This window comes from Oscillibacter sp. PC13, from assembly GCF_900115635.1.
GTDB lineage: Bacteria > Bacillota > Clostridia > Oscillospirales > Oscillospiraceae > Oscillibacter.
Genome location: NZ_FOXE01000004.1, coordinates 142,080 through 167,111, shown reverse-complemented (window position 1 = coordinate 167,111; position 25,032 = coordinate 142,080). Strand labels below are relative to the sequence as shown.

Below are 25,032 nucleotides of genomic sequence, written 5' to 3'. Positions count from 1 at the left end.
AACAACAGCGCTTTATAGGGGCGGAAGACTTTCAGAACTGGAGAAGAATACGGAATGGCGTTGAAGCGGTTCCTTCCATTTTGCGCAACTGCTATCATGTTGACGATATGCCGGTACGGGGGAAGATCCCTGGTAAATTCTTCTTTGGAGCCAAAATTTCAGCAATCAATTTTAGAAAGCTGCTTCGGCAACGAAGGGGCTTCTATTGTTGTACCTGCAACCCACTTCTCACATAGAGTACGGCGAAAAGGCCCCCAAAAACACGCCGAAGATTTGACTGCTTTCGTATTTAGAGGCGGTCATTTTTTGTTTTATAGCTCCTGATGGTGAAAATACTTACTTTTGACCCCAACATCAAATTATTATACCAAACCTAATTGTTCCATTCAATAAAAAAGTGATAGATACAAAATCTCTTGCTGACAGCCTGCAAACCATTGATTCTTCCGAGTTTTGTCAGATCCTATAATTACTTAAAAAGACCGTCGACGTTTGTCGACGGTCTTTTTAATCTGGAAGCATACGTGCATATTGGACGGGTGACCCAAGAGTGGGACTATACCGTACAAAAATGGCTGGCAGAGGCCAGCATGGACAAGCCATGAAAAAAGCCCTTCCCGGTTTGGGCAATGTCATTGAGTCAAGCTATTGAGCGTATGCGAAAGGGCCCTCCCGTTTTGAGGGGGCGGCTCTTTGAATATATAGCTTATCGTGCTTTATGCGGATCTGCTCGATAAATCTTATTTCGAATTTCAAAAAGTCAGGTATACAGATGTTTGACAAATCTCGAATTGTAGACACCCCCTAGTCCAATGCAGCGCACTACGCAAAATGCTCATTTTATTCGTGACATATTCCTCCATTATTTTACATTCTCATCAAAAAAGATTTTGCGGATCGCATTTAACAGCCGGCTATCCCATCTCTGCATGGCGTACTGCTTAACCAGTTTTGGGTTGTCCGCGACAATGCCGTCGACCCCGCACCGCAAATTTTTCTCAATGGTTTCTAGCGAATTCGCCGTCCAGCCACATATCTCTTTTCCTTGACTATGAACCAGTGCAACCATTTCTCTAGTAAGCACAGTCGTCTCCACGCTGAATGCGTCAACAAAATCAATATTATACTGGTTGGCTCAATAGAAAAACTAAATTCCGGTTGGAAGGTCGGTCGGGCTGAAGTTAATTTTGCAAAAAGATTCCCGGAAGTAACTCTTGCAAACATTTCCACAGCCCTTGACGTGGTTCCAACGGTACCTTACAATACAAATGCTTTACCTATGCGCAGGATAGGGCAACGCTGAGGAGCGACCTGAGCGGCACATAGGGTTTGCGGGAAGGCAGCATCTTAACGGGTGCTGTCTTTTTGCTGCCTTCCCGGAAACAAAAACGATAAACCTCGGGGTTTAAGGGGCAGAGCCCCTTCGTCTTCTCCGGATGACAGCAGCGGAAAATGGAGAAAACCATGGCCAAGAATACACATTTGACCCTCAGCGACCGGATCGCTATTGGGGTTGGGCTCAGAGGGCGAAAGAGCTTTTCTTTCATTGCCACAGAACTTGGAAAAGATCCTACAACCATTTCCAAAGAAGTCCGCACACACATCAAGTTGAAGCAGGCTGGAGGATACAACCCGTGTGTTGTCCGCAAGGATTGTAAGCACTACGGCGATTTGTGCAACCCCTGCAAATTCGCTTATGGGAAGCCATGTCACTCCTGCTACAAGGCCAAATGTTTCGAGGCCTGCCCAGACTTTCAACCGACCCAATGCGCCAAACTGAGCAAGCCTCCGTATGTCTGCAACGGCTGCCAGCAGCGCACCAGCTGCAAATTGGAGCGTCATGTTTATGAAGCAAAATTTGCTCAGGAAGAATACGAAGCCACTCGCAGCGAGTCCAGGCAAGCCTTTGCCGTAACACCAGCTGAGCTTGACCGAATCGACCGCATCATCTCACCGTCCATTAAACAGGGGCAATCCATTCACCAGCTCTGCGTGAACAATGCCGACGAAATCATGCTGGATGAGAGAACCATCTACAACTATGTGGATGCCAGACTTCTATCCGTTGGGAATATTGATTTGCCCAGGAAGGTGCGCTACAAGGTGCGTAAGAAAAAGCCGGCAATACGGGTAGACAAGCAGTGCCATCTGGGCAGAACCTATGAAGATTTTCTGGAATACACCGCAGTCAATCCGGATATTCCGGTCGTGGAAATTGATTCCGTAGAGGGGCGCAAAGGCGGCAAGGTGCTGCTGACGGTGTTCTTCCGCAGCTCGAACCTTATGCTGGCGTTTTTAAGAGACCGAAACACCGCACGGTCTGTCACAGAGGTTTTTGAATGGTTGTATGAGACACTTGGTCATGAACAGTATTGCTGTCTGTCCCCAATTATTCTGACGGACAGAGGAAGCGAATTCACTGACCCTGTGTCCATTGAATGTACCGAATTTGGAGAGGTGCGAAGCAGAGTTTTTTATTGCGATCCCCAGCGTTCCGACCAAAAGGGCGGATGTGAGGTTACTCATGAATTTATCCGCCGGATTCTTCCGAAGGGTACATCCTTTGACTCTTTGCAGCAAAGCGACATCCTGCTCATGATGAGCCACATGAACTCCTATACGAGAAAGAAGCTGAATAACCAGTCTGCACACCGGTTGTTCAGCTTCTTATACGGCGAAACCATTCTGCCGTCCCTCGGCATTCAGGAGATCCCCGCAAACGATATTAACCTGACACCCCGCCTGCTCAAGAAGTAAAAACAAGCTGCCGTTATTCGGAATATATCCGGTTTCAGGGGTGGAAGTAACTTTTGCAATCCACCTCGTACTTGACGGCCCCGCTTTTTCTTTTGCCTTGCTTGCTTATGCCGCTCCTTTTAGAGAATTGATGCTGCAGGCGCGCGAATGTTTAAGGACAGCGCAGTCGAGCTTCAAACCGGATAGTCATGCCGCCGAAGCAATCAATGTCACAGGAAAGATTTGAGAAGTGTACCATGAGGTGAGCGAGATCGGACTTCTCCGGAATGCCGCAGAAAATTATGCTATCCTCAAAGAACCTGATTCTTTTTTCTCCGTCTCTGTTAAGATATCTTATGGCAATGCCGAACCTAACGATAATGATGCACCCGTAATCGGTTTCAAAGCAATCCACACCTCTATGGTAGACGTAGTAATATCTGATCCGTTTGAAGTCCGCTATGCAAAGCCGCTTTTGTACGCATTGGGAAATACAATCGTTTTCCAGTGTCACAACCCACGGAGTGCTCTTCGCGCAAAGTGCGAGTTTACCAGCGCGGCACTTTGCGCTTGCTGTGTTGATGAACGCAGTCACCGGACAACTCCTACAGGGCTCTATGCAAACAAGCAGAATAAACGCAATGGAATGGCTTTCGCCTGGATTGAGTGTCCCGATTGGAATCCCATCCTGTGGATTCTCATCAACTGCTTCTCCACCGTTTTTGACAGTGGAGCCTGGCTTATAGCAAAGCCCCTGAGGGACATTGTCGTATGCAACCACATCTGTGAGCGTCTCCTTTCCGGGATTGGATATGGTCACGGTATATTGGATTTCTTCACAGCGGCGGTACACGGAATTTTTATTGGCGCATTTTGTGACCGCAATCCTGGCATTGGCCGGAATTTGCCTGACAATGCAGCTTCGCAAGCCGCTCATGCCGTATTGGCAGCAGCCTCTGCAATCCGTATAGCAGTACCTGACGCGGGCACAGTTTACAAGCTGACAGGATGCGCCGAAATTGGCGATGACTGCATATGTCAAAACGCTTGACTGTCCAGCGCCCAAGCGCCCCAGAGAGATTCCGGTTTGCAGTGATTCACCCGGCCCCGGCGCCGGGTGAATCGAATCCGGTATCACGGCCGCCCCCTCCGGAATGTCATCAGAAATACAGACCATATCCAGCGAGACGGAAGAATGGTTCGTAAATGTCACCGTATAGGTAACTGTATCCCCGGCGCGGACGGCGGAGGGGTTTGCCTGCTTTTCCGTGCTGGTCCAAAGGCAACCAGGGAGGCAGCTGCTGCATCCACCAATTGCCCGGCAGGGTATCTCAACCGGAACGGACAGCCGTGCGGCCTCATAGTGCCTGCATGGTGGAAGGGTGATTGTGGATACAGGGCAGACGCAAGCAAGGCCACTGTCGTCCATCACAGTTCCCGGAGATAAGGATAACCCTCCACTCCACTGGGTGACGTCATGCATGCAGGGCTTCCCTGTGGGCAGCAGTGTGATTTTATAGCACAAATTAGCAGCCCCAGCGTTGCTGCAAGTTTCGGAATGATTCCATGGAACGTTGTTTGACAAGCGTATTGACCTCCTTTCAGAAAAGGGAACGGGATATCCCGTTCCCTTCTCCGCGTTTTCCAATCAGGATTATTCCTGCGCAGCCACCACAGCAGCGGGACAGCAGGAAAAGTCGTTATCGATATAGTGCGCCATAAACTTTGCCTGCAGCTCACGCTCCGCACAAGGCTCTCTTCCGTCATCCGGCAGGATAAAACGGATGCAGGTGACAAGCACATCGGAGCAAGTTTGACGCGTGTGGGCCGGAATGGTAAATGTCTTCATGCCCCGTGGGACCGTTACGCCGTTTTCCACTTCCGTCAGCACCACTGCCAGCGCAACCCGCCTGCCAGGGCAGATGTTCAGGAGGTTGACATCCAGCTGTAAAATGCGCCCGGTATCCTCCAGAGTCAAGTCACTTGCGTCAAACTCCACGAAGTCCTCGCAGCCTTCTACGGTGACATTCACAGGCTCCGGGCAGACATCGGCCGGGAAGGTCGGCTCACAGCTCACAAACACAGCCGGGTTGCCAAAGGTGACCGCGTTCCCCTCTGTATCCGTGTAGGTGAGGGCCTGATCCACATTCTTTGTGCCCGTTGTGTCGGCGATATGCTGGATGGGGAAGGTCACGGTCGCGCTCTCGGTGGCGGTGGCGCCAAGCTGATCGATGGACCAGCGGAAAGACGTTCCCGTCAGCAGCGAAATCGTTCCCACCGAGGCAACCGGCGTACCTGTAATCACAAAATCCGGATTGAGCGCCTCATTGATGACGATATTTGTCGCCCCGGGAACGGTGATATTGGCCGCCAGATCGGCAAAGATCTGGTCAAGTTCTGCGCTGGTCGGCGCAATAGCCACGTGAGTGATATCCGGGTCGGTGGCCCAGTCTCTGAGCGCATTCTCGTCGATTCCCGTATCGCCGATAAGACCGATCACGTAAATGGTAATGCCCATGGCTCTGGCTGCCGCTGCAATGTGCGCAGGATCCGGCCCCGCTGTGGTCACACCATCGGTAAACATCACCATAACGCGGTTATTCGTGGAACCGCTCAGCAGGTTTGTTGCCTGTGTGAAGGCGTCTCCATGGTTCGTCGATCCGTCGGCCACCAGCGCGCCCGCGGCTGCCTTGAGTGTTGCCACCGACGTGATGAGGCCAGTATCCTGTGTTGCCGTCCCGTCAAAGCTGACGATTCCGATATGGCTTCCAGAGCCAATCTGATCGGGTGCTCCGCCGGTCGCACCGGCAATAATATCAATAAAGGTGTCTACGCCGCTCTTCAAGTCAGTGAGGGGTTGCCCCGCCATACTGCCGGAACGGTCCAGAATCAGCACAATGTCTGTGGGATTGCTCACAATGTCCGGCGCCGCGGTCATGCCAATCGTCACATTCAAAGAGCCGCGGCAGGGAATGGTGGTAATGCCGCCGATGGACTTGTTTGAGCTGATAATACCCATATATCGAAAACCTCTTTCGCATTGATTCGAGCGTTGCCGCTCAGTATCAATATACGCTTTACCGGATCTTTTGTTTCTTGTAAGGCCATGGGTAAGGTTCCATCCGAACTGTCAAATTTTATGCGCCGCAATTTTTGTGAGTTTTTTCGTTCCAATAAAGCATCAGGCGGCAGATATTCTCCGCCACCGTTTTATTTGACTTTTCCATTCGCTTTATCTATACTCATTTCAGGGAATAAAGAACATATGTCTTTGGGCAGGCACGCCCGGCTTTGAGAGGCTGATTTTATTGGAAGCACTTTGGATACCTAATGATTTTCTAAGTTGGCCAATTTTTTGTGAAGCAAGCTCCTCGGTAGATATACATATCTTAAATCGTGCCTATGAAATTTGGGAGCATGCCAAAACGCTTATCGAGCAAGGCCAAAACAGTTTCAGCATGAGCGATGGCATTTTGAATCTTAAGCGGTGCCTAAACCAAAGGATTCGGGCCATTAAAGCGCTCTATCCCATTGACAAAATTGAGTTTCCCGGAAAGCTAAAAGGCGATTTTGAGTTATTTGAGTTTTATGGGCTTGCAAAGCCGTTTTTGCTCAAAAATCTCTTGGATATTCGGAATGCTATTGAGCATAGTGATGCTCCACCGCCGTCTTGGGAACGGTGTCGGGAGTTGCTGGATATTGTTTGGTATTTCCTGAAGTCCACGGATGGACTAGTGCGCAGCGTAAAAACTGATTTCTATTTTGAAGAATACTTTGAGTCCCCATATTCTATTATTTTTGAGATGGATTACCAGCCACATCGACAATTTGCATTTTGGGGATGGTTCCCGGCCGATCAGGTTTTCAGAGAATATGCCGTCAGCCGAGTCCCAATAAACGCGCATTCTGTTCGGACTGCAGAACAATTATCCAATAAATTTCAGAAAAACCGCTTAGATACGGATTTGTGTATTGATGGTTTCTTTAAGATGGATGGTCTTCTTTATTCCAGAATCATTAAACGCTGCTTCAATGCGTATTGAACGTTCCATCATTATCTGTCATTATTTGAATTTGTTTTCAATTTGTCTTTTTGCGAGATATGCCTGCGTATTTGCAAAGGAGTCCGTGAAGGGCTCCTTTTTCAACATGCAGTCTCTTTTTCCTCTTCATTATTTTGGTTTCTGTCATCATAATTTTTCTCCATCCGCACATACTGATTTACGGTGATGAATATGGTAAATTCTCTATGGGCGGACACCGTGTCAATGCCGGCTTTTCCACACCTGGAACATGATACGAAAACAGATGTACTGGTTATCGGGGGTGGATTGGCCGGACTTTTATGCGCCTATACGCTGGCACAACGCAGCATGAACTATTTGCTTATCGAATCGGACACGATATGCAGTGGGATCTCCCGAAATACAACCGCAAAGATCACATCCCAGCATGGGTTGATTTACAACAAGCTAATTCAAAATTTCGGGGTGGACCTTGCCCGTATGTACTGGGAGGCAAACCAGGCAGCACTTGAAAGATACCGCCATCTTTCTAAAGCGTTTCCATGTGATTTTGAAGCCCAGCCGGCTTATGTGTACTCCATTAAGGAGGCGAATGTGCTAGAAAAAGAGATGCATGCTTTGGAACAGATTGGCGCAGGAGCCGAATACGTGGACACGCTGCCCCTCCCCCTTCCGGTTACTGGCGCTGTCAAATTTGAAAATCAGGCGCAATTCCATCCTCTGCAGCTTGCGGCGGGTATCTCCCGGAATCTGAACATTCGGGAGCACACAGCCGCCCGCGCTTTTGAGGGGAATGTTGTCCTCACCGATTACGGAAAGATCACCGCCTCCAAAATCATTGTGGCCACACACTTCCCTCTTATCAACAAGCATGGCGCTTATTTTATAAAAATGTACCAACATCGCTCCTATGTGCTCGCTTTGGAACATACGCCGGAATTGGATGGCATGTATGTAGACGAAGCAAAAACCGGCCTGTCTTTTCGCCGTTATCAGAACCTCCTGCTTCTTGGTGGAGGATCACACCGTACAGGAAAGCAAGGCGGAAACTGGACGGAATTGCAATCGTTTGCCCGAACTTATTACCCGGACGCACAAGAGCGATATCGCTGGTCTGCACAGGACTGCATGACATTGGATGCTGTCCCCTATATTGGGCAATACAGCAGAAATACTCCCAATCTTTATGTTGCAACAGGTTTTAACAAATGGGGCATGACCTCCTCCATGATTGCCGCCACGCTTTTAAGCGATATGGCCGAGGAAAAGGAAACGCCCTATGCGGCCGTTTTTTCTCCCTCCCGAACGGTTTTGCGCCCTCAGCTCCTGAGCAACGTTTCCTCCGCCGCCGTAAATTTGCTTTCCGTATCCAAGCACCGCTGTCCTCATATGGGATGTGCTTTAAAATGGAATCCGCAGGAACACTCTTGGGACTGTCCCTGTCACGGTTCGCGTTTTACGGAGGACGGAACGCTCTTGGATAATCCCGCCACGGATGATTTGAAGCGGAATGAATCATGAAAAGGAAGCAGGTACGAAGCCGCCATTGTTATGTCTGATCCAGAAGCTCCAGAACCTTTTGGTTTTGGAGCTTCTGGAATCATGCGATGTTCCAGCTGGCAGCCATGGAACGATTCCGTTCTTGGATGCACCCGGCAGTACTGGGTTAAGCCTTATCCGCCAGCGAAGACCGTCTTTCATTCATGGGCGGCTTTTTATTGCCTACGGCTTACTGTCACCAACAGAACCATCGCCCTTCAGCTTGTGATATACCTTTAGATCAGGTCCGTTTGTTCCGTTGATAATTGGCTTTACGGGTTCCTTCCCGTGCTTGGCCTTTCCCTGAATCTCCGGAACCGGTGGGACGTCATTTCTTGGCTTTGTATGCGTCCAGTCCGGCCGTGCCATTCCTCGTTTCGCCATGTTATCACCTCGAAGGCAGTTTGCCCGGTAAAAATGCTGATATGCGCTAACCACCTTCATATTCTCTTTTCAAGCAGAACGATGCAGCAGGAAGGCACCGCCGCATTCGAAGGGCGCCACAAAAGGGAAACCGCCCCCAAGTGAGGGCGGTCTGAAGCTGTCAGCGCCGGCCACGCGGCGGTCTAGATTCCGGACGTTCTTCCGGTAGGCGATCCATAGGCGGACGGCCTGCGGGTGGACGACCTGCGGGTGGACGGCCTGCGGGTGGACGACCTGCGGGTGGACGGCCTGTGGGTGGGCGACCTGCGGGCGGACGGCCTGCGGGTGGACGGCCTGCGGGTGGACGGCCTGCGGGTGGACGTATAACTGGTGGGCGTATGAGTGGCGGACGTATAACCGGTGGGCGTATAAGTGGCGGACGTATAACCGGTGGAAGCACCACTGGCGGAAGCGCAGTGGGTGGAATTACCTCCGGCGGCATCGAAGCAACACTGATTGCGCTGATCTGCGGTGGTATGCTGTTGGTCATGATGCCATTGTACCAAATGAGAATCAGTTCACCGGGATGGAACCAACGCGCATCCGGAGTATTCACAAGAACTCTTTTTCGGCTTTCCAAATCCAGTACGAGCAGCCGCTCCCACTGTACATCTATCACGACGGCTTGCATGAGCATATTTAGCACCTCCTATTGCACACTACAGCATATGCCGGTGGCCTGCAATCAGGGACTGTGCAGCGTATCGTCCTCCTTTCTCATCTCAATCCTTTCTCATGGCAGTTGCCGTCTTCTGGTTTTTCGGATCTACCTTGTGGAAAACTATTGAAATCTTTTTGTAAACGCGTTATTTTGAAAGTAGAAATTCTTTACTCCCCGGCTTCTGCTCTCGGCAGATGCGGACATTACAGATTAGGAGTGACCATTATGAATATCCCTCCCCCTTTCCCCATGATCCATGTCTCCGGTTCCCCCCATGACATCGGTTATCAGCACGGCAAGCTGGCTCAGCCGCAAGTTCAGGCATCTGTTGAAAATTACCAGCGGATGTTTCTTGACTACTCAAGCATCACCTGGGACACGGCAAAGGATTATGCCCTGTCCTTTATCCCTGCCATTGAAGCTTATGACCCCGATATTATGGAGGAAATCCGCGGCATCGCAGAGGGCTCTGGTTTCTCTCTTGCGGAAATTCTGTGTTTAAATGTCCGAAGTGAAATCGTTCTGCAGGGCGCGCAGGTTGCCTCACATCTGGATGGCGGCTGCACCTCCTGCGCATTCACGCCGTGGATCACTGCTCATCAGGAAACCCTGCTTGCACAGAACTGGGACTGGAAGCTGGCGGAAAAAGCAGGCTGCATTCTGCTGCATATTCAACAGGCGCATAAGCCGGATATTTTGATGATTACGGAGGCCGGTATTGTCGGCAAAATAGGATTTAACAGCGCCGGGGTCGGGGTCGGTCTGAACGCTTTGGCCTCCGATAAGCGGATAGATGCCCAGACAGTTCCCCTTCATATTGCATTGCGCGGTGTTTTAAACAGCCATACGCTGTCCGATGCCATCCAGGCAGCCGGGAAAATGCCGTTGGCCTGCTGTGCCAATTTTATCATGGCCAGTGCGGCCGGCCAGGCTGTCTCCATTGAAATCGGCCCGGGAGATATTGATGTCCTGTATCCGGAATCCGGCTGGATTGCCCATACCAATCACTTTTATGGCCCAAGAATGGCTGCTCTTCGGGATACCGGCCGTATTACCACGCCGGATACATACCTGCGGCTTGGCCGCATACAGGATCTGATTCGACACCGGGCCAGTGATGCGATCACAGCGAAGGATATCCAGGAAATGCTCCGGGATCACATGGGGTATCCGGACAGCATTTGCCGTCATGAGGATCTGACGGAGCCAGAGGAAAAGCGGATGAGCACAGTTTTTTCCGTGATTATGGATCTGGACCGCCGGGAAATGCTGTTCGCACCGGGCAATCCCTGCAGCTGTACCTACCAGTTGATCCGGCTTTCATGATGGCGGCCGATATGAAAATAGAACTCGGTTTCGGGGACGGCGTTCAGACCGTCTCCCTTCCCAGCGAAAATGTTCTGGGTATTCTGGCGCCTAAAGCAAGTTCTCCCGGCCTAACCGGTACGGAGGGGGTGCGCCGTGCCCTGCAGGCACCCATTGAAAGCAAGCCGCTCCACCAGCTGGTGCGGCCAGGGATGCGCATTACCATTGTCACCAGTGATATCACCCGCCCCTGCCCCAGCCATCAAATTCTGCCAGCTATTTTGGAGGAACTTTCCGCCGCCGGAGTTTCAGACGCGGACATCACTGTCATTTTTGCTTTGGGGAGCCACCGTCCGCAGACAGATGCGGAGCAGCGAAAACTCGTGGGCGATGCAATTTACACGCGCGTTCGCTGTATTGACAGTGATCCAAATGACTGCCTCCATCTGGGAATTACCTCCCGCGGCACGCCAGTTGACATCACCCGCACAGTTGCTGAGGCAGATTTCAGAATTTTGCTGGGCAATATCGAATACCATTACTTTGCCGGATACTCCGGCGGTGCAAAGGCAATTATGCCAGGCGTTTCTACCCGGGCCGCCATTCAGGCAAATCACTCCATGATGCTGCATCCAAACGCTTGTGCAGGGGTACTGGCGGGAAATCCGCTCCGGGAGGATATTGAAGAGGCAGCCGCCATGTGTGGCGTGGATTTTCTTGTAAATGTGGTATTGGATGCCCATAAACAAATTGTCCACGCCGTGGCCGGGAACGTCGTTGCCGCCCATCGGGTTGGCTGTGCTTTTTTGGACACTTTATACCGCGTGGAGATTCCAGCCCTTGCTGATATTGTCATCGCTTCTCAGGGCGGTGCTCCAAAAGACTTAAACCTTTACCAAACACAAAAAGCTCTGGACAATGCGATCCATGCGGTAAAACCCGGCGGAATCGTCATTTTGATGGGTTCCTGCCGGGAGGGCTTTGGCGAAGCAACCTTTGAGGATTGGATGCTGCGGGCCACCCGACCTGCGGATTTGATGCAGTGGGTACAGGAGCACTTTCAGCTTGGCGGTCATAAGGCTGCTGCAATTGCAATGGCGCTGCAGACCGCTGATATTTATCTGGTTTCCGATCTGTCCCCCGAGCTTGTCCATCGTATTTTCCTGCAGCCGTTTGCGCATGTACAGGCCGCAGTACAGGCTGCACTTGCTCAAAAGGGGCCGCATGCTTCCGTCCTAGTGATGCCATACGGCGGATCTACGCTTCCACAGTATTGCCCGGCCACATGAGAGAAGGGAAGGAGCCCCGCAGCGCTGCTGCGGGGCTCCTTCCCTTCTCCATTAAAAAAGTCCGGAGATCCTTCCGTTTTCATCCACATCGATTTTCTCTGCAGCAGGGACTTTGGGCAGGCCCGGCATGGTCATAATGTCGCCGGTCAGCGCTACCAGAAATCCCGCTCCGGCAGAAACTTTCAGGTTGCGCACAGTAATTTTGAACCCTCGCGGGGCCCCTAACTGTTTTGCATCATCCGAGAAGGAGTACTGGGTCTTGGCCATACAGATGGGCAGGCGATCAAAGCCCAAATCCTGCATTTGCTGGAGCTGCTTTTTTGCATTGGCTGTCAGAATAACGCCATCAGCATGGTAGATCTTTGTAGCGATGGCGTGGAGTTTTTTCTCAATCGATGCCTCTTCGTCATAGCAGTAGCGGAATGTGTTTGGCTCTTGGCACAAACGGATCACTTCTTTTGCCAAAGCCCTGCCGCCTTCACCGCCCTTTGCCCAAACCTCGGACAGCGCCACATTCACACCGAGCTGGCGGCATTTGTCCTCCACCAACTGCAATTCTGCCGCCGTATCAGACGGAAGTGCGTTGATAGCCACGACGCAAGGCAGGCCGTAGACCTTTGTCACATTCTCCACGTGCTGCAGCAGATTCGGAAGCCCCCGCTCCAAGGCCTCCAGATTTTCCGTATTCAGTGCATCCTTAGGAACTCCCCCGTGGTTTTTCAGTGCCCGTACAGTCGCTACCACAACAACGGCATCCGGATGGAAACCGGCAAAGCGGCATTTGATGTCCAAAAATTTCTCTGCACCCAAATCCGCACCAAAGCCCGCCTCGGTGACGGCATAGTCTCCCAGCCGCATCGCCATTCGAGTGGCAGTAATAGAGTTGCAGCCATGTGCAATATTGGCAAAGGGCCCGCCGTGAATCAGGGCCGGCGTTCCCTCCAGTGTCTGAACCAGATTGGGCTTCAGTGCATCCTTCAGCAGCGCTGTCATCGCACCCTCCGCATGAAGATCATGGGCCGTGACCGGCCGGCCGTCATAGGTATAGCCAACAATCATACGTCCCAGACGGGCCTTCATGTCCATCAGATCGCTGGACAGGCACAATACTGCCATCACCTCAGAGGCAACCGTAATGTCAAATCCATCCTCTCTCGGGCATCCGTTGACTCTTCCCCCAAGTCCGTCCACAATGAAACGCAGCTGGCGGTCATTCATGTCTACCGCACGCTTCCATGTAACGCGTTTTGTATCAATGCCAAGCGTATTTCCCTGCTGGATATGGTTATCCAGCATCGCCGCCAGCAGATTGTTGGCTGCGCCAATGGCGTGAAAGTCCCCGGTGAAGTGGAGGTTGATATCCTCCATGGGCACTACCTGCGCATACCCGCCGCCAGCAGCACCGCCTTTGACGCCGAACACAGGGCCCATGGAGGGTTCCCGCAGGGCTACCACCGCATTCTTGCCGAGCCGCCGCAGTGCGTCGGCCAGTCCCACTGTTGTAGTGGTCTTACCCTCGCCGGCAGGCGTTGGATTAATCGCTGTCACCAAAATCAGCTTTCCGTCAGGCCGTTTGTTCTCCCGCAGCAGCCGGTAATCGACTTTGGCCTTATAAGTTCCATACCGCTCCAGATAGTTCTCACTGATTCCGGCCGTTTCTGCAATCGCCGAAATGGGCTGCAACTGGCAGGACTGGGCAATTTCGATATCAGATGGAATATGCATCATGCCGCCTCCGTTTTTCGTTATCCTGAAATCCGGCCTAAGCCGGTCCAAACAACTTTATTTCCTTTTTAAGCCGTTTTCTATGAATATAGCACAAATTTTTACAGAAAGAAAGAGGCGCTTTCAAAAAAGTACTACCTTTAGAATGCTGTAGTTTTGTCGATAAGCACAAGATCGGGCTCTGTCGCAAATGCTGCGGGCTGTGAAGGGAAATTTTTCTCCCATTTCCCATTTCACTTGTGAATAGAGTTGGCCCTTGGGCGGCCGTGATGCCGTCCAAGGGCCATTCGGAAAAGGAGTATCCGTGAAAGCAAAAAAATTGAACAGCACTTCGAAACTGTCTGTCTCCCAAAACATTCCGTCTCAGGCAGCCACAACCAGCCGTGCCAGGGGAATGCCTTTTCGAATCCGCTCTTTGTAATCCGCCATACAACGGCGATAACATTCAAAGCGTTTCAGGGCCGCTGCAGGGTCGCCGTAGACCTTCCAATACCCACAGCAGACATAGTTCCGGCCCCGGTTTTCAATAAAGCCAACCACATCCTCCAGCGGATATCCTAAAAACACCCCGATTTCATGGGGGTATTCTCGTTCCATGCAAAGCCGGTCAGACAGCTGCCGGAGAATCCCATCTATGCCGCATTCCAGTCGATATCCCTGTTTTTGTAAAAACGCTTGGTTAGATGAATCTGCAAGAATCTGGTGAAGCCATTGGGCTCGATAGAGATAGAGCATATAGGCTCCTGTCTGCCCGCATACCCTTAGGATTCGGAGGGTAAGGCCGGAAGTGGCCAGATCCTTCCTTAGGCCGTCCACCGCTTCCTTGCCGGGCCGTTCCTCACCGGGTTGATAGCGGAACAGACTTGCAGGCTTCACGCCTGCCAGCGTCGGTGCACATTGTTCAACCAGTAATGTCTCCAGTGTCCGTTTCATAGTGTTCCTCCATCTCCGTTTTTAGTTAGCTTTAGCTAACCGCAAGGGTAAAAGTAACGGGCATTTGCACACCCTTGCAGTTAGTTTCATCTAACCACTTTTTATATTACCATCCCATTTCTGCTTTGTCAATTCTTTCTTCATTTTTCTTGTGATTGCGAAAATATTCCAAGCAGTGTATACTGAAACCATTCCAACAGGAGGCACTTTCTATGAAGCTTCTGATACTCTCTGATTCCCACGGCCATATTTCGCCCATGAAGCGGGCGGTGGAGCTGGTCTCTCCAAATCTGATTATCCATCTGGGGGACTGTTGGCGGGATGCAGAGGTTCTGCATGAGTGCTTCCCAGCCACGTCCTTGCTTCAGGTGCCTGGCAACTGTGACTACCGGCCGTCGGAAGCAGCCGAGAAGCTTCTTTGTCTGCAGGACAAGCGAATCCTTCTCTGTCACGGCCACACTTACGGTGTCAAGCAGTCCATGATGGCGGCGGGTTATGCGGCGGAGGAGCAATCTTTGGATTTATTTCTATTTGGCCATACCCACCGTCCTTTCTTGGATAAGCGCGGCAATTGTCTCTTTTTGAATCCCGGGAGTATCGGAGATTCTCTGCACCCCTCCTATGGACTCGTTACCCTCCTGGACGGAGTTTTGGACGCTCACCCCATGCCGTTGATCTGAACAGAGCCTTTGCTTGCCAAATGTGCGCAAACCGTGTATACTATTTCGTAGTTCCCTTTTCCTGCCGGTATAGAAGGAGGCTTATATGGCAATTTCTTACTTTTTTGGTGCGGCTGCAGGTGGTTTTGTACTGATGGCTGCCATCGGTATTCAAGCACTGGTGGCATTGTTTTCCTCTATACCCTTGGCCAGACGCCGAAAAAAAGAGTGCCCTGATTTTGATTTGAAGCGGGCATACCGCCGTATTACGCAGGTAACAATTTTGGTTTCCGTTCTCATCATCGTGATTACCGCACTGGTCATCCGCTTTACCTCCACTGCACCTGCTGTTGGATACCTCTTCGGCATGATTTTGGCCTTTGTCATGAGCTGGAAGCGCATGTCGCCCAATAACGCACAGAATCAAAAGGGATTTGAAGAGGCCTACGCCGACTGTTATCCCTCCTCCGATCGGAGTCCGGATGATGCATCTTTGGAAGACCCTGAGGACTCCGCCAATCAACATCAATAAATCGTAAGATTCCCCGGGGCGCTCCGCGCCCCGGGGAATCTTACGATTTATTATCCTTTCCGTCGGTGCACAGCTGTACGCCGCCATATATCCAGCGTTCTCTCATGCATCATGTCCACAGGTTTCACAGTGGCCTTCGCAGGCCTTCAGTTCATCGCCATAGGAAATTCCATTTTTGTCATAATAGTCCCTGACTGCCGCCCGAACAGCCTCTTCCGCTAGTACGGAACAGTGAATTTTGTGAGCAGGCAGCCCATCAAGCGCCTCTACTACCGCCTTGTTGGAAAGCTGCAGCGCTTCTGTAATCGGCTTACCTTTGATCAGCTCCGTGGCCATCGAACTGGTAGCAATGGCACTGCCGCAGCCAAAGGTATTGAATTTTACGTCCGTAATCACCTGGGTGTCCTTGTCCACCTTGATATACATTCGCATGATATCGCCGCATTTGGCATTGCCCACCTCGCCGATCCCGTCGGCATTCTCCATCTTTCCCACATTTCTCGGGTGTTGAAAATGATCCATCACTTTATCACTGTATAATGCCATCTTGATTCTCCTTTCAAATCAAATGGGGTTTCTGGCCCCGTTCCAGTTCATCCCACACCGGAGACATGTCCCGCAGATAAGAAACAATACCGGGCACTGTCTCCAAAATATAGTCAATCTCCTCCGGTCTGTTATATTCACTCAGGGAGAGGCGCAGCGATCCATGCGCGACCTCATGAGGCCGTCCCAGTGCCAGCAAAACATGGCTGGGATCCAGGGAACCAGATGTGCATGCAGAACCGGAAGATGCCGCAATTCCCTTTTCATCCAACAGCAAAAGGAGTGATTCTCCCTCGATTCCCTCAAAGCAGATGTTCACATTGCCCGGCAGGCGGCGCTTTGCATCTCCATTGAGGATGCTGTGTGGAATTTGCGTCAGGCCTGTAATCAGCTTGTCCCGCAGCGGCGTCAGGTAGGCCGCGTTTCTCTCCATATTGACACATGCCTCATCAAATGCGGCTGCTGCGCCGCAGATTCCCGGAATATTTTCTGTTCCGGCCCGCTTTCCGCGCTCTTGGGCGCCGCCATAAATGACGTTTACCAAAGGAATGCCTCTTTTCGCATACAGAACGCCTACTCCCTTTGGTCCATGAAACTTATGGGCTGAAATCGAAAGCATGTCAATCTGCATGGCCTCTACGTCAATGGGCAAATGCCCCGCAGCCTGCACAGCGTCTGTGTGAAACAGCACTCCCGCCGCACGGCAGACGGCACCGATTTCCGAAACAGGCTGAATCGTACCAATTTCATTGTTGGCAAACATAACACTCACCAAGCAGGTATCCGGCCGAATCGCCTCACGCACTTGTTCGGCCGTCACTACCCCGTCGGCCGGAATGTCCAGCAAGGTAACTTCAAATCCTTCCTTTTCCAAAGCCTGCAGCGTATGCAGAATTGCATGGTGCTCAAATTTTGTGGAGAGAATATGCTTTTTGCCCTTTTGGGCTCCCAGGGCGGCCGCTGACCGCAATGCCTGGTTATCCGCCTCGCTTCCGCCGGAGGTAAAGGTAATTCCCCGCGGGTCCGCATGCAAATGGTGGGCAAACAGTTCCCGGGCAGCCTCCAGCTTTTCCCCCGCCCGCTGGCCGGGCGTGTGAAGGCTGGATGGATTCCCGTAAATCTCCTGAAAGCAGGGCAGCATCGCAGCCAGTGCAGTGTCGCTGGCAGCGGTGGTGGCTGCGTTATCCGCATAGACGTTCATAGGTATCCTCCAATTCCCATTCGTTTACTATGATATAGTTATCTCACACGATTTCATAGTTGTCAAGTAGGAATTTGGATTTTTATGAGAAAACCACGGCAGAAGGTACCTGCCGCGGCTTCTGGTGGTTTTGATTTGTATCAGTCGCTCCCCGCAAACGGTTTTTCCTTTTGCGTCATCCCCTAGGAGGGCATCGTTTCCGGCAAAGCCACATTAGATTCTGTGCGCTCCTCCGTTGGGGCGCCCTCCCCCTCCTGTATCGGCGTTTGCAGATACTCCTCCAGGCACTGTCCACTTTCATGCATAGCGGCCGCCGCCTCTTTGCCCACATAACGATAGTGCCAGGGCTCATACCCAATGCCGGTAATTTTCCCCTTGTCAGAGGGATAACGAAGGATAAAGCCGTACCTCCAGCTGTTTTCCATCAGCCACTGCTGTTCCGCCGTCTGCTCTTGCTTCTCATCCAAAATTTGATAGGAACTGGCCACAATGTCCAAGGCCAGGCCCGTCTGGTGCTCGCTGGTGCCAGGAACCGCCACCCAGCGGCCAGCCTCTGTTTGTGCCTCCTCTTTTTTATATCCCACTGCCCACAGCCTGGCCACTTTATTGTTGTACAGCCGACTTTGGGTGGCCTGTGTACGGTAAGCAGAACAGACAATCGGATGCAGCCCTTCTGCCAGGCAATCCGAGAGCATATCATTCAGTTCCTCATAAATCCGGGCGTCCACCCGCATGCCATTTTTTAAAGAGGCCAGCTCCACTGTAAACTCCTCTGGCAGCGCATTCCACGGGTTCACCAGCAGCAACTGCCAATTTGTATCAGCAGCCTTTTCCGAAGAAGGCTCTGCCGCATGTTCAACCAATGCGGCGGAATCTGCCTGCGCAGGAACCTTCCCTATCGCTTCTGCAAACACCGTGGATGTCAACATTGCCCCTGCCAGCAGCAGTGCAGCGCCGTGTTTCATTACAACTCTGGACATAGCTTCCTTTCCAGCCATCCGGAAATGGCCACACTCCTCCAACAATTTCTTGTATGTTATCGTACAGGCTTTTCGCTGCGAAAACAAGGGCCTTTTTGTAAACAATACAAAAAGGCCGGCCTGAGGCCGGCTCTTAATATGCTCATTCAATCGTCAGACGGACTGTTTCGTGATAAACCGGATCCACTAGCCCGGGAAGGCTGACTGCATCAGTAAAATAAAGTTCAGGCACCATCTCCTGCAGCAAAGATACAATGTACGGATGCGGCCGTTCATCCGGTCGGCCGGCTGCCACGCAGACCACTGCCGTCTTTGGCTGCAGCAGCCGCAGCAGTTTCCGGGTGGTGGAAGAAAGGGATGCGTGGTGAGGGACTTTCAAAATATCGCAGGGGGTGGCGGTAGCTGTCTCCCACATGTGGGCATAAGCATCGCCGCCCAAAACAATCTCCCGGCCATGATAATACAGACGCTGGCGCAGACTGGAAACATTCATGGATTTTCCCCAGTGAATCAGATCATAGCCATTCCTTTCTCCCTGGAATGCACGGTCATAAACCAACTTCTGTCGGGGATAAAGAGCCGGTTCACCAAAGAGAATATCCATGGACAATTCCTCCGTCAGGCGAAGAGTTTCCGTCCGGTCACCCACCAGTTCCGTTACCTGTCCAATCCGGCCGGGATGCTCCCGCAGTGCCGCAGCATACATGTCCACACACCGCAGCAGGTTCCGTGCAGCCTTCACCAGTCCATTGTCCCCATCCGGGTTCAATGGAACAGCGTCCGCTGGTGGCACATAAGTTGTCAGCAGCTCTCCCACCGTCACAGCCTCCAGCACCCTGCTCAGACCTCCGATGTGGTCCCGGTGAAAGTGCGTCAGAAGCAGGGCATCCAGATGCGTAACTCCGTTTTGTTTCAGGAAATCCCCTGCATAGATGCGGCAGGATCGCTCGTCTTTCAATGGCGGATGGTCGTCCCGCTCCAGGCAGTCATGGCCGCAGTCCACCAACATAGCAAACAACTGGCGCTGTGCGTCCATTTCCCGAATTAGGATAGAGTCGCCATTGCCGACATTGATAAAGTCCAAAATCAGCATGCCCTCACCCCTTGCAAAATGGTTGGTATTACGATACCACACCTATTCCACCATAGCAATCAGAAATAACCGTTCTTTTCCACCAAATTTCAGGTTGAAATTTTGGTATCCGAAAAAATTCCCCGCCGCATGTCCAATGCGGCGGGGAATTCACTTTATTTGATTACAGTTTTCGCAGGGCGTCCACCAGAGCCGTTTTGCTCTCCGTCTTGGCGTCCTTCATCTTGACAATGCGGGCAGGGCTGCCCGCCACCACGGCATTTTCGGGCACATCCTCAATGACCACCGCGCCGGCGGCCACCACAGCATTTTTACCGATGTGCACACCCTCGATCACTACAGCGTTAGCACCAATCATCACACCGTCCTCCACTATAACGGGGGTTGCGGACGCTGGTTCCACTACACCAGCCAGCACCGTGCCGGCGCCAATGTGGCAGTGGTCTCCCACCATGGCCCGTCCGCCCAGGATTGTACCCATGTCAATCATCGTACCCTTGCCGATCACAGCGCCAATGTTGATCACAGCGCCCATCATAATAACGGCTCCTTCTCCAATCTCAACCTTCTCGCGGATAATGGCGCCCGGTTCGATGCGCGCCTTGACCTGTTTCAGATCCAGCAGGGGCACGCCGGAGTTGCGGCGGTCGTTCTCCACTACATAATCCACAATTTTGTCCGCATGGTCCTGCAGGACAGCCGCCAACTCTCCCCAGTCACCGAAGACTGTGAAGCTGTTGCCGCTCCCGAAAACCTTTGCCGAACCAAAATCCACAGGGCCTGTGGTATTTACATAGAGCTTGACAGGGGTTTTCTTCTCAGAATTTGCAATATAATTGATAATCTCCTGGGCGTTCATACGATTCTCCTAACGATTATTCTCCAAACAGGATCTTTTGCAGGTCATAGACCCCGTTGGGCCTTCCCGGCAGCAAACGGGCCATATGCAGTGCTCCGTTTACAAAAATCTGGCGGCTGGCAGCCCGGTGGGTGATTTCAAACTCCTCGTCCGGACCAAAAAAATGGACGGTATGCGTGCCGGCTACAGTGCCTCCACGGAGGGCATGGATCCCGATCTCCTCCTTATGCCGCTTTCCGCAGTTGCCCTCCCGACCGTAGACGGGGGTCAGCTCGTGGTGCGGGTCAATGGCCGTCAGCAAAAGCTTTGCCGTACCGCTGGGGGCATCCGCCTTCTGATTGTGATGGGTCTCTGTAATCTCAATATCAAAATCCGGCTTCAGCACCCCGGAAACTGCCTGAAGCGCCCGGACAAACACCGCCACACCCAAGGAGTAGTTTGCGCTCCAAAGTACAGGGGCACTGGTCCCCAATGCCTCCAGCTCTGCCTTCTCCTTCGCAGTGTATCCGGTGGTGCCGGAGAGAAGCGCTGTGCCGGTGCGGCGGATATAGGAGCAAATTTCCGGCAGGGCCTCCGGGCGTGAGAAATCAATGACCACGTCGGCCACCTTCCCCACTTTTCCAAGCTGATCCAAATCCTGATGCCCGAATGCAGCCACCACCTCGTCGCCGGCGGCCTGAGCCGTCTCCTGAATCAGTTTGCCCATTTTCCCGCGGCCAATGAGCAGGATTCTCATACCAGGCCAACCTCCTGCAGTGTGGCCCGCAGCACAGCTGCGTGCTCCCCGCTCATCTCACACAAGGGCAGACGCATGGGGCCAACATTCAATCCCATCATATTCATGGCGGCCTTTACCGGAATGGGATTCACTTCAATAAAAAGATCATTCATCAGCTTCAAATACTTCAGGTGGTTCGCCACTGCCCGGGCCTGGTTGCCGCCCAGGAAATCCTTCACAATCTCGTGGCACATCCGTGGCATCACATTGGCATAGACGGAGATCACGCCGCTGCCGCCAACACTCATCAGCGGTACGGTGATGTCGTCATTGCCAGAGTACAAAGCAAACTCCGGCCCGATGCAGTGGGCGATCTTCATGGCGTAGCTCATATCGCCGGAGGCCTCCTTGATGCCGGTGATATTGGGGTGCTGCGCCAGCTTTTCCACCACGCTGACCGGAATGGAGCAGCCGGTACGGCCGGGGACATTATACAGGATGCAGGGAATGTGAACCCGATCCGCTGTCTCGGCAAAATGGCGGTACATTCCCTCTGGGTTGGCTTTGTTGTAATAGGGAGCGATCAACAGCAGCCCATCCGCTCCCATGTCCTGGTACTGGATGCTCTTCTCTATTTGGGTGGCTGTGCAGTTGGATCCGCTGCCCACGATGACAGGCACCCGGCCGTTTACCACCTTAATGGTGTGGGCCACCACGGCCGCATCTTCTTCATGACTCATCGTGGGATATTCGCCAGTCGTACCCAGAGTCAGAATTCCATCCGTTCCCTCGGCAATCTGGCGCTCCAGCAGCTGGGTCAAAACCTCAAAGTTGACGCTTCCATCCTCGTGGAATGGGGTAATCATGGCGACGATGGATCCCTGCAGATGTTCGAATTTCATGTTGAGTGTCCTCCATACTTTTCGTTTTTCCGGTTTTAAAATAAAAAGTCGGTAGAGACACGCCCCTACCGACAGCCCTTTCACGCGAAAAACGTGGAGTTTTCTGTAAGCGGATAGCGCACCTGCGGCATCTTCACCGCAGACAGTCCCGTGGGTGTTTCCCACGGCCCCACCTTCCATCCACGCCTGGATGAAAAGTTCGGCGGACTTGCCCTCCCCACATTCACAGCCTGCCGGCTCCTGTGGTTCCATCGCATCCGCGCCTCTATCTCATTTTTGGTTATCATACCACCTTCCTCCTTCCGTTTCAAGAGACAATTTGAAAAAAACGGCAGTCTTTCCAGCAATTCTCTTGTTGAAAGCACCAAAAAAGTGAATTCCCCTCTGTTTCCCTGAGGCCAGCCGTGCTATAGTACAGTCAGTTATTGATTTACTGTCAGGAGGTCTTTTCATGTCTGCCGTTGTATACCGCCGTGCGCTGCACCAAATTCCGGAGCTGGACAACCAGCTGCCGGAGACTATTCGATATGTCAAATCCGTTTTGGAGCCGCTGGGCGGCAAAGCTTCCTCGCCTATTACCGGCAGCGTTTGCGTCTTCTTTGACGCCGGCCGCCCCGAAACCGTCGCCTTCCGGGCAGATATGGACGCTCTTCCGGTGGAGGAAGCCACTGGCCTGCCCTACGCCTCTGAACATCCGGGCTGCATGCATGCCTGCGGCCATGACGGCCATACCGCTATGGCGCTGGCGCTGGCAGAGTATGTCTCCCGGCACCTGCAGGAGCTGCCCCGAAACGTTCTCTTTCTCTTCCAGCCAGCCGAGGAAACAACCGGCGGTGCCAGGCAGCTGTGCGAATCCGGCATTCTGGAGCAGTACCGTACCCGTCGTATATTCGGATTGCACCTGTGGCCCGGTCTGGAGGCCGGAACCATTGCCTCCCGTCCTGGCCCCCTGATGGCCCGGTCCAACGAGGTCACTATTACGGTGGAGGGCAAAAGCGTTCACCTCTCCCGGGCAGCGGAGGGCCGGGATGCTCTGACGGCAGGCATCGCCTATCTCGAGCGCGCCTATACCATGATGGACGCCCTGCCGCTGGACCAGCCCCGGGTGCTGCGGTTCGGCAAGATGGTGTCCGGCACCGTCCGCAACGCCGTCAGCGGCCGCACGGTGCTGGAGGGAAGCCTGCGAACCTACCGGGAGGATATCTTCCGTTTCTGCCGCCAGCAGCTCAAGGACATCGGCAAGGCTCTGGCAGCGGAGACCGGCTGTGGAGTGGATGTACATTTGAGCGATGGGTATCCGGCGGTCTGGAACCATGAGGAACTCTATCAGACTGTCTGTACCCGGCTGGGAGATTCTGCCCCTCAGCTCTTGGACAGCCCCGCTCTTGCGGCGGAGGATTTCTCCTTCTATCAGCAATACGTCCCCGGTATCTTCTTCTTTTTGGGTGTTGGCGATACGTCGGAGCTTCACGCGCCGGACTTTTCCTTTGATGACGAGCTGGTACTCCCGCGCGGCGTTGCGTTTTTGAAGAAGCTGGCAATGCTTGGGTAATAAGGCGGCGTCCATTATGTTTGCGGGCAGGCGGTTTTCTCCTGCCCATTCTGATTGGGCTGACCACGCTCCTTCTGTAGGTTCTGGCTGTTGGGCTGCCTTCCGGCCCACCGCCTGATTCAAGCGTTGAAGTTCTCATAAAACAAGCGCTGTGCCAGTGGCACAGCGCTTGTTTTATGAAATCACAGTGTCTTGATGAACGTTTCCACCCGATCCAGGCCCTCTTTCAGGTCGGCGTCGGAATAGCAGTAGGAAAGCCGCACATACCCCTCGGTACCAAAGTAGATGCCGGGAATCAGACCCACCTTACCCTCCTGCAGCATCTTTTTGCAGAAGGTCTCAGAGTCCATGCCGTACTTGGCGATGTTGATGAACATGTAGAAGGCGCCCTCGGGTTCCTGCACCTCCAGACCCATGCTCCGGAGGCGGGGATAGACATAGTCCCGGCGCTTGCGGAAGGTGTCCCGCACGTCGCTGACGTCCTTTTGCAGGGCCGCCACGCAGGCGGGCTGGACGTAAGAGGGAGCGGACACCACACTGTGCTGGTGGAAAATCTGCATCCGGTCCCGAATCGGGGCATCCGCCATGCAGTATCCAAGCCGCCAGCCGGTCATGGCATAGGGCTTGGAGAAGCTCTGGATGACAATGATACGATCCCGCATGTCCTGGAACTCCGCAAAGCTGTGGTAGTCCTCTGTGTAAATCAACTCCCGATACACATCGTCGCAGAACACAAAAATGGGCTTGTCCTTCAGAACCTCATGAATCCAGTCCAGCGTCTCCTTCGTATAAATGCAGCCAGTTGGATTATTGGGCGAGGTCAACACAATGGCCTTCGTCTTTGGTGTAATCGCAGCCTTCAGCGCCTCCGGATCCACCTGAAAACGGTTGTGTTCCGTGGGCAGCGGCACCGGAACGCCCCGCAGCAGCCGGGCCATGGATTCATACAGGCCGAATGCCGGCGTGGGGATGATGATCTCGTCGCCGGGGTTCAAAACGGTGGACATGCCAATGAATAGTCCCTCAGTGGCACCGATGGTAAGAATGATCTCCTCGGGCGCATAGTGCAGGCCATGGCGCTCCGCCTCAAATTTGGAAAGTGCCTCCAGCATATAGGGATAGCCGTTTCCGGGGGGATAGTGGGTGTCATTGGCATCCAGCGCGGCCTTTGCCGCCTCTTTCACCACATCCGGGGTGTTGAAATCCGGTTCGCCGATGGTCAGCGCACAGGCACCGGGCGTATCCCGCACCAGATAGGTAAACTGCCGGATGCCGGTGATTTCCACACCCAAAACGGCACTGTTCAATGTCAAGTCCATAGGTTTCACGCTCCTTTTTCCTAATGGAATTCAGT

General features: G+C 52.8%; 22 protein-coding genes and 1 riboswitch. Of the genes, 10 read left to right on the top strand and 12 right to left on the bottom strand.

The window, feature by feature from the left end; all coding sequences use genetic code 11:
- Positions 1-862: 862 nt before the first annotated feature.
- Positions 863-1,096 carry a glycerophosphodiester phosphodiesterase family protein gene (locus BMZ81_RS14380; RefSeq protein ID WP_091128768.1) on the bottom strand — a complete coding sequence of 78 codons (234 nt, stop codon included), beginning with the start codon at positions 1,094-1,096 and terminating at the stop codon, positions 863-865.
- Between the two features lie 368 nt (positions 1,097-1,464).
- Between BMZ81_RS14380 and BMZ81_RS03705 the strand changes: the two genes are divergently transcribed.
- Positions 1,465-2,757 (top strand): IS30 family transposase, encoded by a 1,293-nt coding sequence (locus tag BMZ81_RS03705; protein WP_091128766.1) that lies wholly within the window; start codon positions 1,465-1,467, stop codon positions 2,755-2,757.
- Positions 2,758-2,998: 241 nt separating this feature from the next.
- Positions 2,999-3,787 carry a hypothetical protein gene (locus tag BMZ81_RS14215; protein ID WP_242942558.1) on the top strand — a complete coding sequence of 263 codons (789 nt, stop codon included), beginning with the start codon at positions 2,999-3,001 and terminating at the stop codon, positions 3,785-3,787.
- Positions 3,788-4,390: 603 nt separating this feature from the next.
- On the opposite strand, the gene BMZ81_RS03695 is transcribed toward BMZ81_RS14215, so the two are convergent.
- Positions 4,391-5,755 carry a vWA domain-containing protein gene (locus tag BMZ81_RS03695; protein WP_091128761.1) on the bottom strand — a complete coding sequence of 455 codons (1,365 nt, stop codon included), beginning with the start codon at positions 5,753-5,755 and terminating at the stop codon, positions 4,391-4,393.
- A gap of 289 nt (positions 5,756-6,044) precedes the next feature.
- Between BMZ81_RS03695 and BMZ81_RS03690 the strand changes: the two genes are divergently transcribed.
- From BMZ81_RS03690 to larA, 5 genes are all read left to right on the top strand, one after another.
- Positions 6,045-6,779: a hypothetical protein gene (locus BMZ81_RS03690; RefSeq protein ID WP_091128759.1), complete on the top strand. Its 735-nt coding sequence runs from the start codon at positions 6,045-6,047 to the stop codon at positions 6,777-6,779.
- 225 nt (positions 6,780-7,004) lie between these two features.
- Positions 7,005-8,282: an FAD-dependent oxidoreductase gene (locus BMZ81_RS03685; RefSeq protein ID WP_347498046.1), complete on the top strand. Its 1,278-nt coding sequence runs from the start codon at positions 7,005-7,007 to the stop codon at positions 8,280-8,282.
- Positions 8,283-8,918: 636 nt separating this feature from the next.
- Positions 8,919-9,050, top strand: coding sequence for a hypothetical protein (locus tag BMZ81_RS14360; protein WP_278308869.1), 132 nt, complete (start codon positions 8,919-8,921; stop codon positions 9,048-9,050).
- 559 nt (positions 9,051-9,609) lie between these two features.
- On the top strand, positions 9,610-10,710 hold the full coding sequence (locus BMZ81_RS03675; protein WP_091128751.1) for a C45 family autoproteolytic acyltransferase/hydolase: 1,101 nt from the start codon (positions 9,610-9,612) through the stop codon (positions 10,708-10,710).
- Positions 10,711-10,721: 11 nt separating this feature from the next.
- Complete coding sequence (gene larA / locus BMZ81_RS03670) at positions 10,722-11,978, top strand: nickel-dependent malate racemase, LarAH6 family (RefSeq protein WP_091128746.1); 1,257 nt, start codon at positions 10,722-10,724, stop codon at positions 11,976-11,978.
- Between the two features lie 51 nt (positions 11,979-12,029).
- On the opposite strand, the gene BMZ81_RS03665 is transcribed toward larA, so the two are convergent.
- Together BMZ81_RS03665 and BMZ81_RS03660 are read right to left on the bottom strand one after the other, a co-directional pair.
- The gene (locus BMZ81_RS03665) at positions 12,030-13,703 is read right to left on the bottom strand and encodes a formate--tetrahydrofolate ligase (RefSeq protein WP_207645604.1); all 1,674 of its coding nucleotides are present in this window, start codon (positions 13,701-13,703) and stop codon (positions 12,030-12,032) included.
- A gap of 363 nt (positions 13,704-14,066) precedes the next feature.
- Positions 14,067-14,636: a DUF3793 family protein gene (locus BMZ81_RS03660; protein ID WP_091128744.1), complete on the bottom strand. Its 570-nt coding sequence runs from the start codon at positions 14,634-14,636 to the stop codon at positions 14,067-14,069.
- Positions 14,637-14,848: 212 nt separating this feature from the next.
- On the opposite strand from BMZ81_RS03660, the gene BMZ81_RS03655 reads away from it, so the two are divergent.
- Positions 14,849-15,316 (top strand): metallophosphoesterase family protein, encoded by a 468-nt coding sequence (locus BMZ81_RS03655; protein WP_091128742.1) that lies wholly within the window; start codon positions 14,849-14,851, stop codon positions 15,314-15,316.
- Between the two features lie 85 nt (positions 15,317-15,401).
- Positions 15,402-15,827 carry a hypothetical protein gene (locus BMZ81_RS03650; protein ID WP_091128739.1) on the top strand — a complete coding sequence of 142 codons (426 nt, stop codon included), beginning with the start codon at positions 15,402-15,404 and terminating at the stop codon, positions 15,825-15,827.
- Between the two features lie 102 nt (positions 15,828-15,929).
- Here the strand turns inward: BMZ81_RS03650 and nifU are convergent, their stop codons facing one another.
- From nifU to dapA, 7 genes are all read right to left on the bottom strand, one after another.
- A complete protein-coding gene (gene nifU, locus BMZ81_RS03645; RefSeq protein WP_091128737.1) occupies positions 15,930-16,373 on the bottom strand; it encodes a Fe-S cluster assembly scaffold protein NifU in 444 nt (147 codons plus the stop codon).
- Positions 16,374-16,386: 13 nt separating this feature from the next.
- Positions 16,387-17,574 (bottom strand): cysteine desulfurase family protein, encoded by a 1,188-nt coding sequence (locus BMZ81_RS03640; RefSeq protein ID WP_091128735.1) that lies wholly within the window; start codon positions 17,572-17,574, stop codon positions 16,387-16,389.
- Positions 17,575-17,756: 182 nt separating this feature from the next.
- Positions 17,757-18,572, bottom strand: a complete 816-nt coding sequence (locus BMZ81_RS03635; RefSeq protein ID WP_091128733.1) for a M15 family metallopeptidase — start codon at positions 18,570-18,572, stop codon at positions 17,757-17,759.
- A gap of 124 nt (positions 18,573-18,696) precedes the next feature.
- The gene (locus BMZ81_RS03630; RefSeq protein WP_091128730.1) at positions 18,697-19,647 is read right to left on the bottom strand and encodes a ComEC/Rec2 family competence protein; all 951 of its coding nucleotides are present in this window, start codon (positions 19,645-19,647) and stop codon (positions 18,697-18,699) included.
- Between the two features lie 163 nt (positions 19,648-19,810).
- Positions 19,811-20,506, bottom strand: coding sequence for a 2,3,4,5-tetrahydropyridine-2,6-dicarboxylate N-acetyltransferase (gene dapD, locus BMZ81_RS03625; protein WP_091128728.1), 696 nt, complete (start codon positions 20,504-20,506; stop codon positions 19,811-19,813).
- A 16-nt stretch (positions 20,507-20,522) separates the two neighbouring features.
- Positions 20,523-21,242, bottom strand: coding sequence for a 4-hydroxy-tetrahydrodipicolinate reductase (gene dapB / locus BMZ81_RS03620; RefSeq protein WP_091128725.1), 720 nt, complete (start codon positions 21,240-21,242; stop codon positions 20,523-20,525).
- Positions 21,239-22,126, bottom strand: coding sequence for a 4-hydroxy-tetrahydrodipicolinate synthase (gene dapA / locus BMZ81_RS03615; RefSeq protein ID WP_091128724.1), 888 nt, complete (start codon positions 22,124-22,126; stop codon positions 21,239-21,241). Before dapA ends, dapB begins: the two co-directional genes overlap by 4 nt.
- A gap of 106 nt (positions 22,127-22,232) precedes the next feature.
- Positions 22,233-22,402: riboswitch (Lysine riboswitch) on the bottom strand.
- A 175-nt stretch (positions 22,403-22,577) separates the two neighbouring features.
- On the opposite strand from dapA, the gene BMZ81_RS03605 reads away from it, so the two are divergent.
- Positions 22,578-23,678 carry an amidohydrolase gene (locus BMZ81_RS03605; protein WP_091128720.1) on the top strand — a complete coding sequence of 367 codons (1,101 nt, stop codon included), beginning with the start codon at positions 22,578-22,580 and terminating at the stop codon, positions 23,676-23,678.
- A gap of 182 nt (positions 23,679-23,860) precedes the next feature.
- Here BMZ81_RS03605 and BMZ81_RS03600 read toward each other — a convergent pair whose 3' ends face one another.
- Complete coding sequence (locus BMZ81_RS03600; RefSeq protein WP_091128718.1) at positions 23,861-24,997, bottom strand: pyridoxal phosphate-dependent aminotransferase; 1,137 nt, start codon at positions 24,995-24,997, stop codon at positions 23,861-23,863.
- Positions 24,998-25,032: the final 35 nt, after the last annotated feature.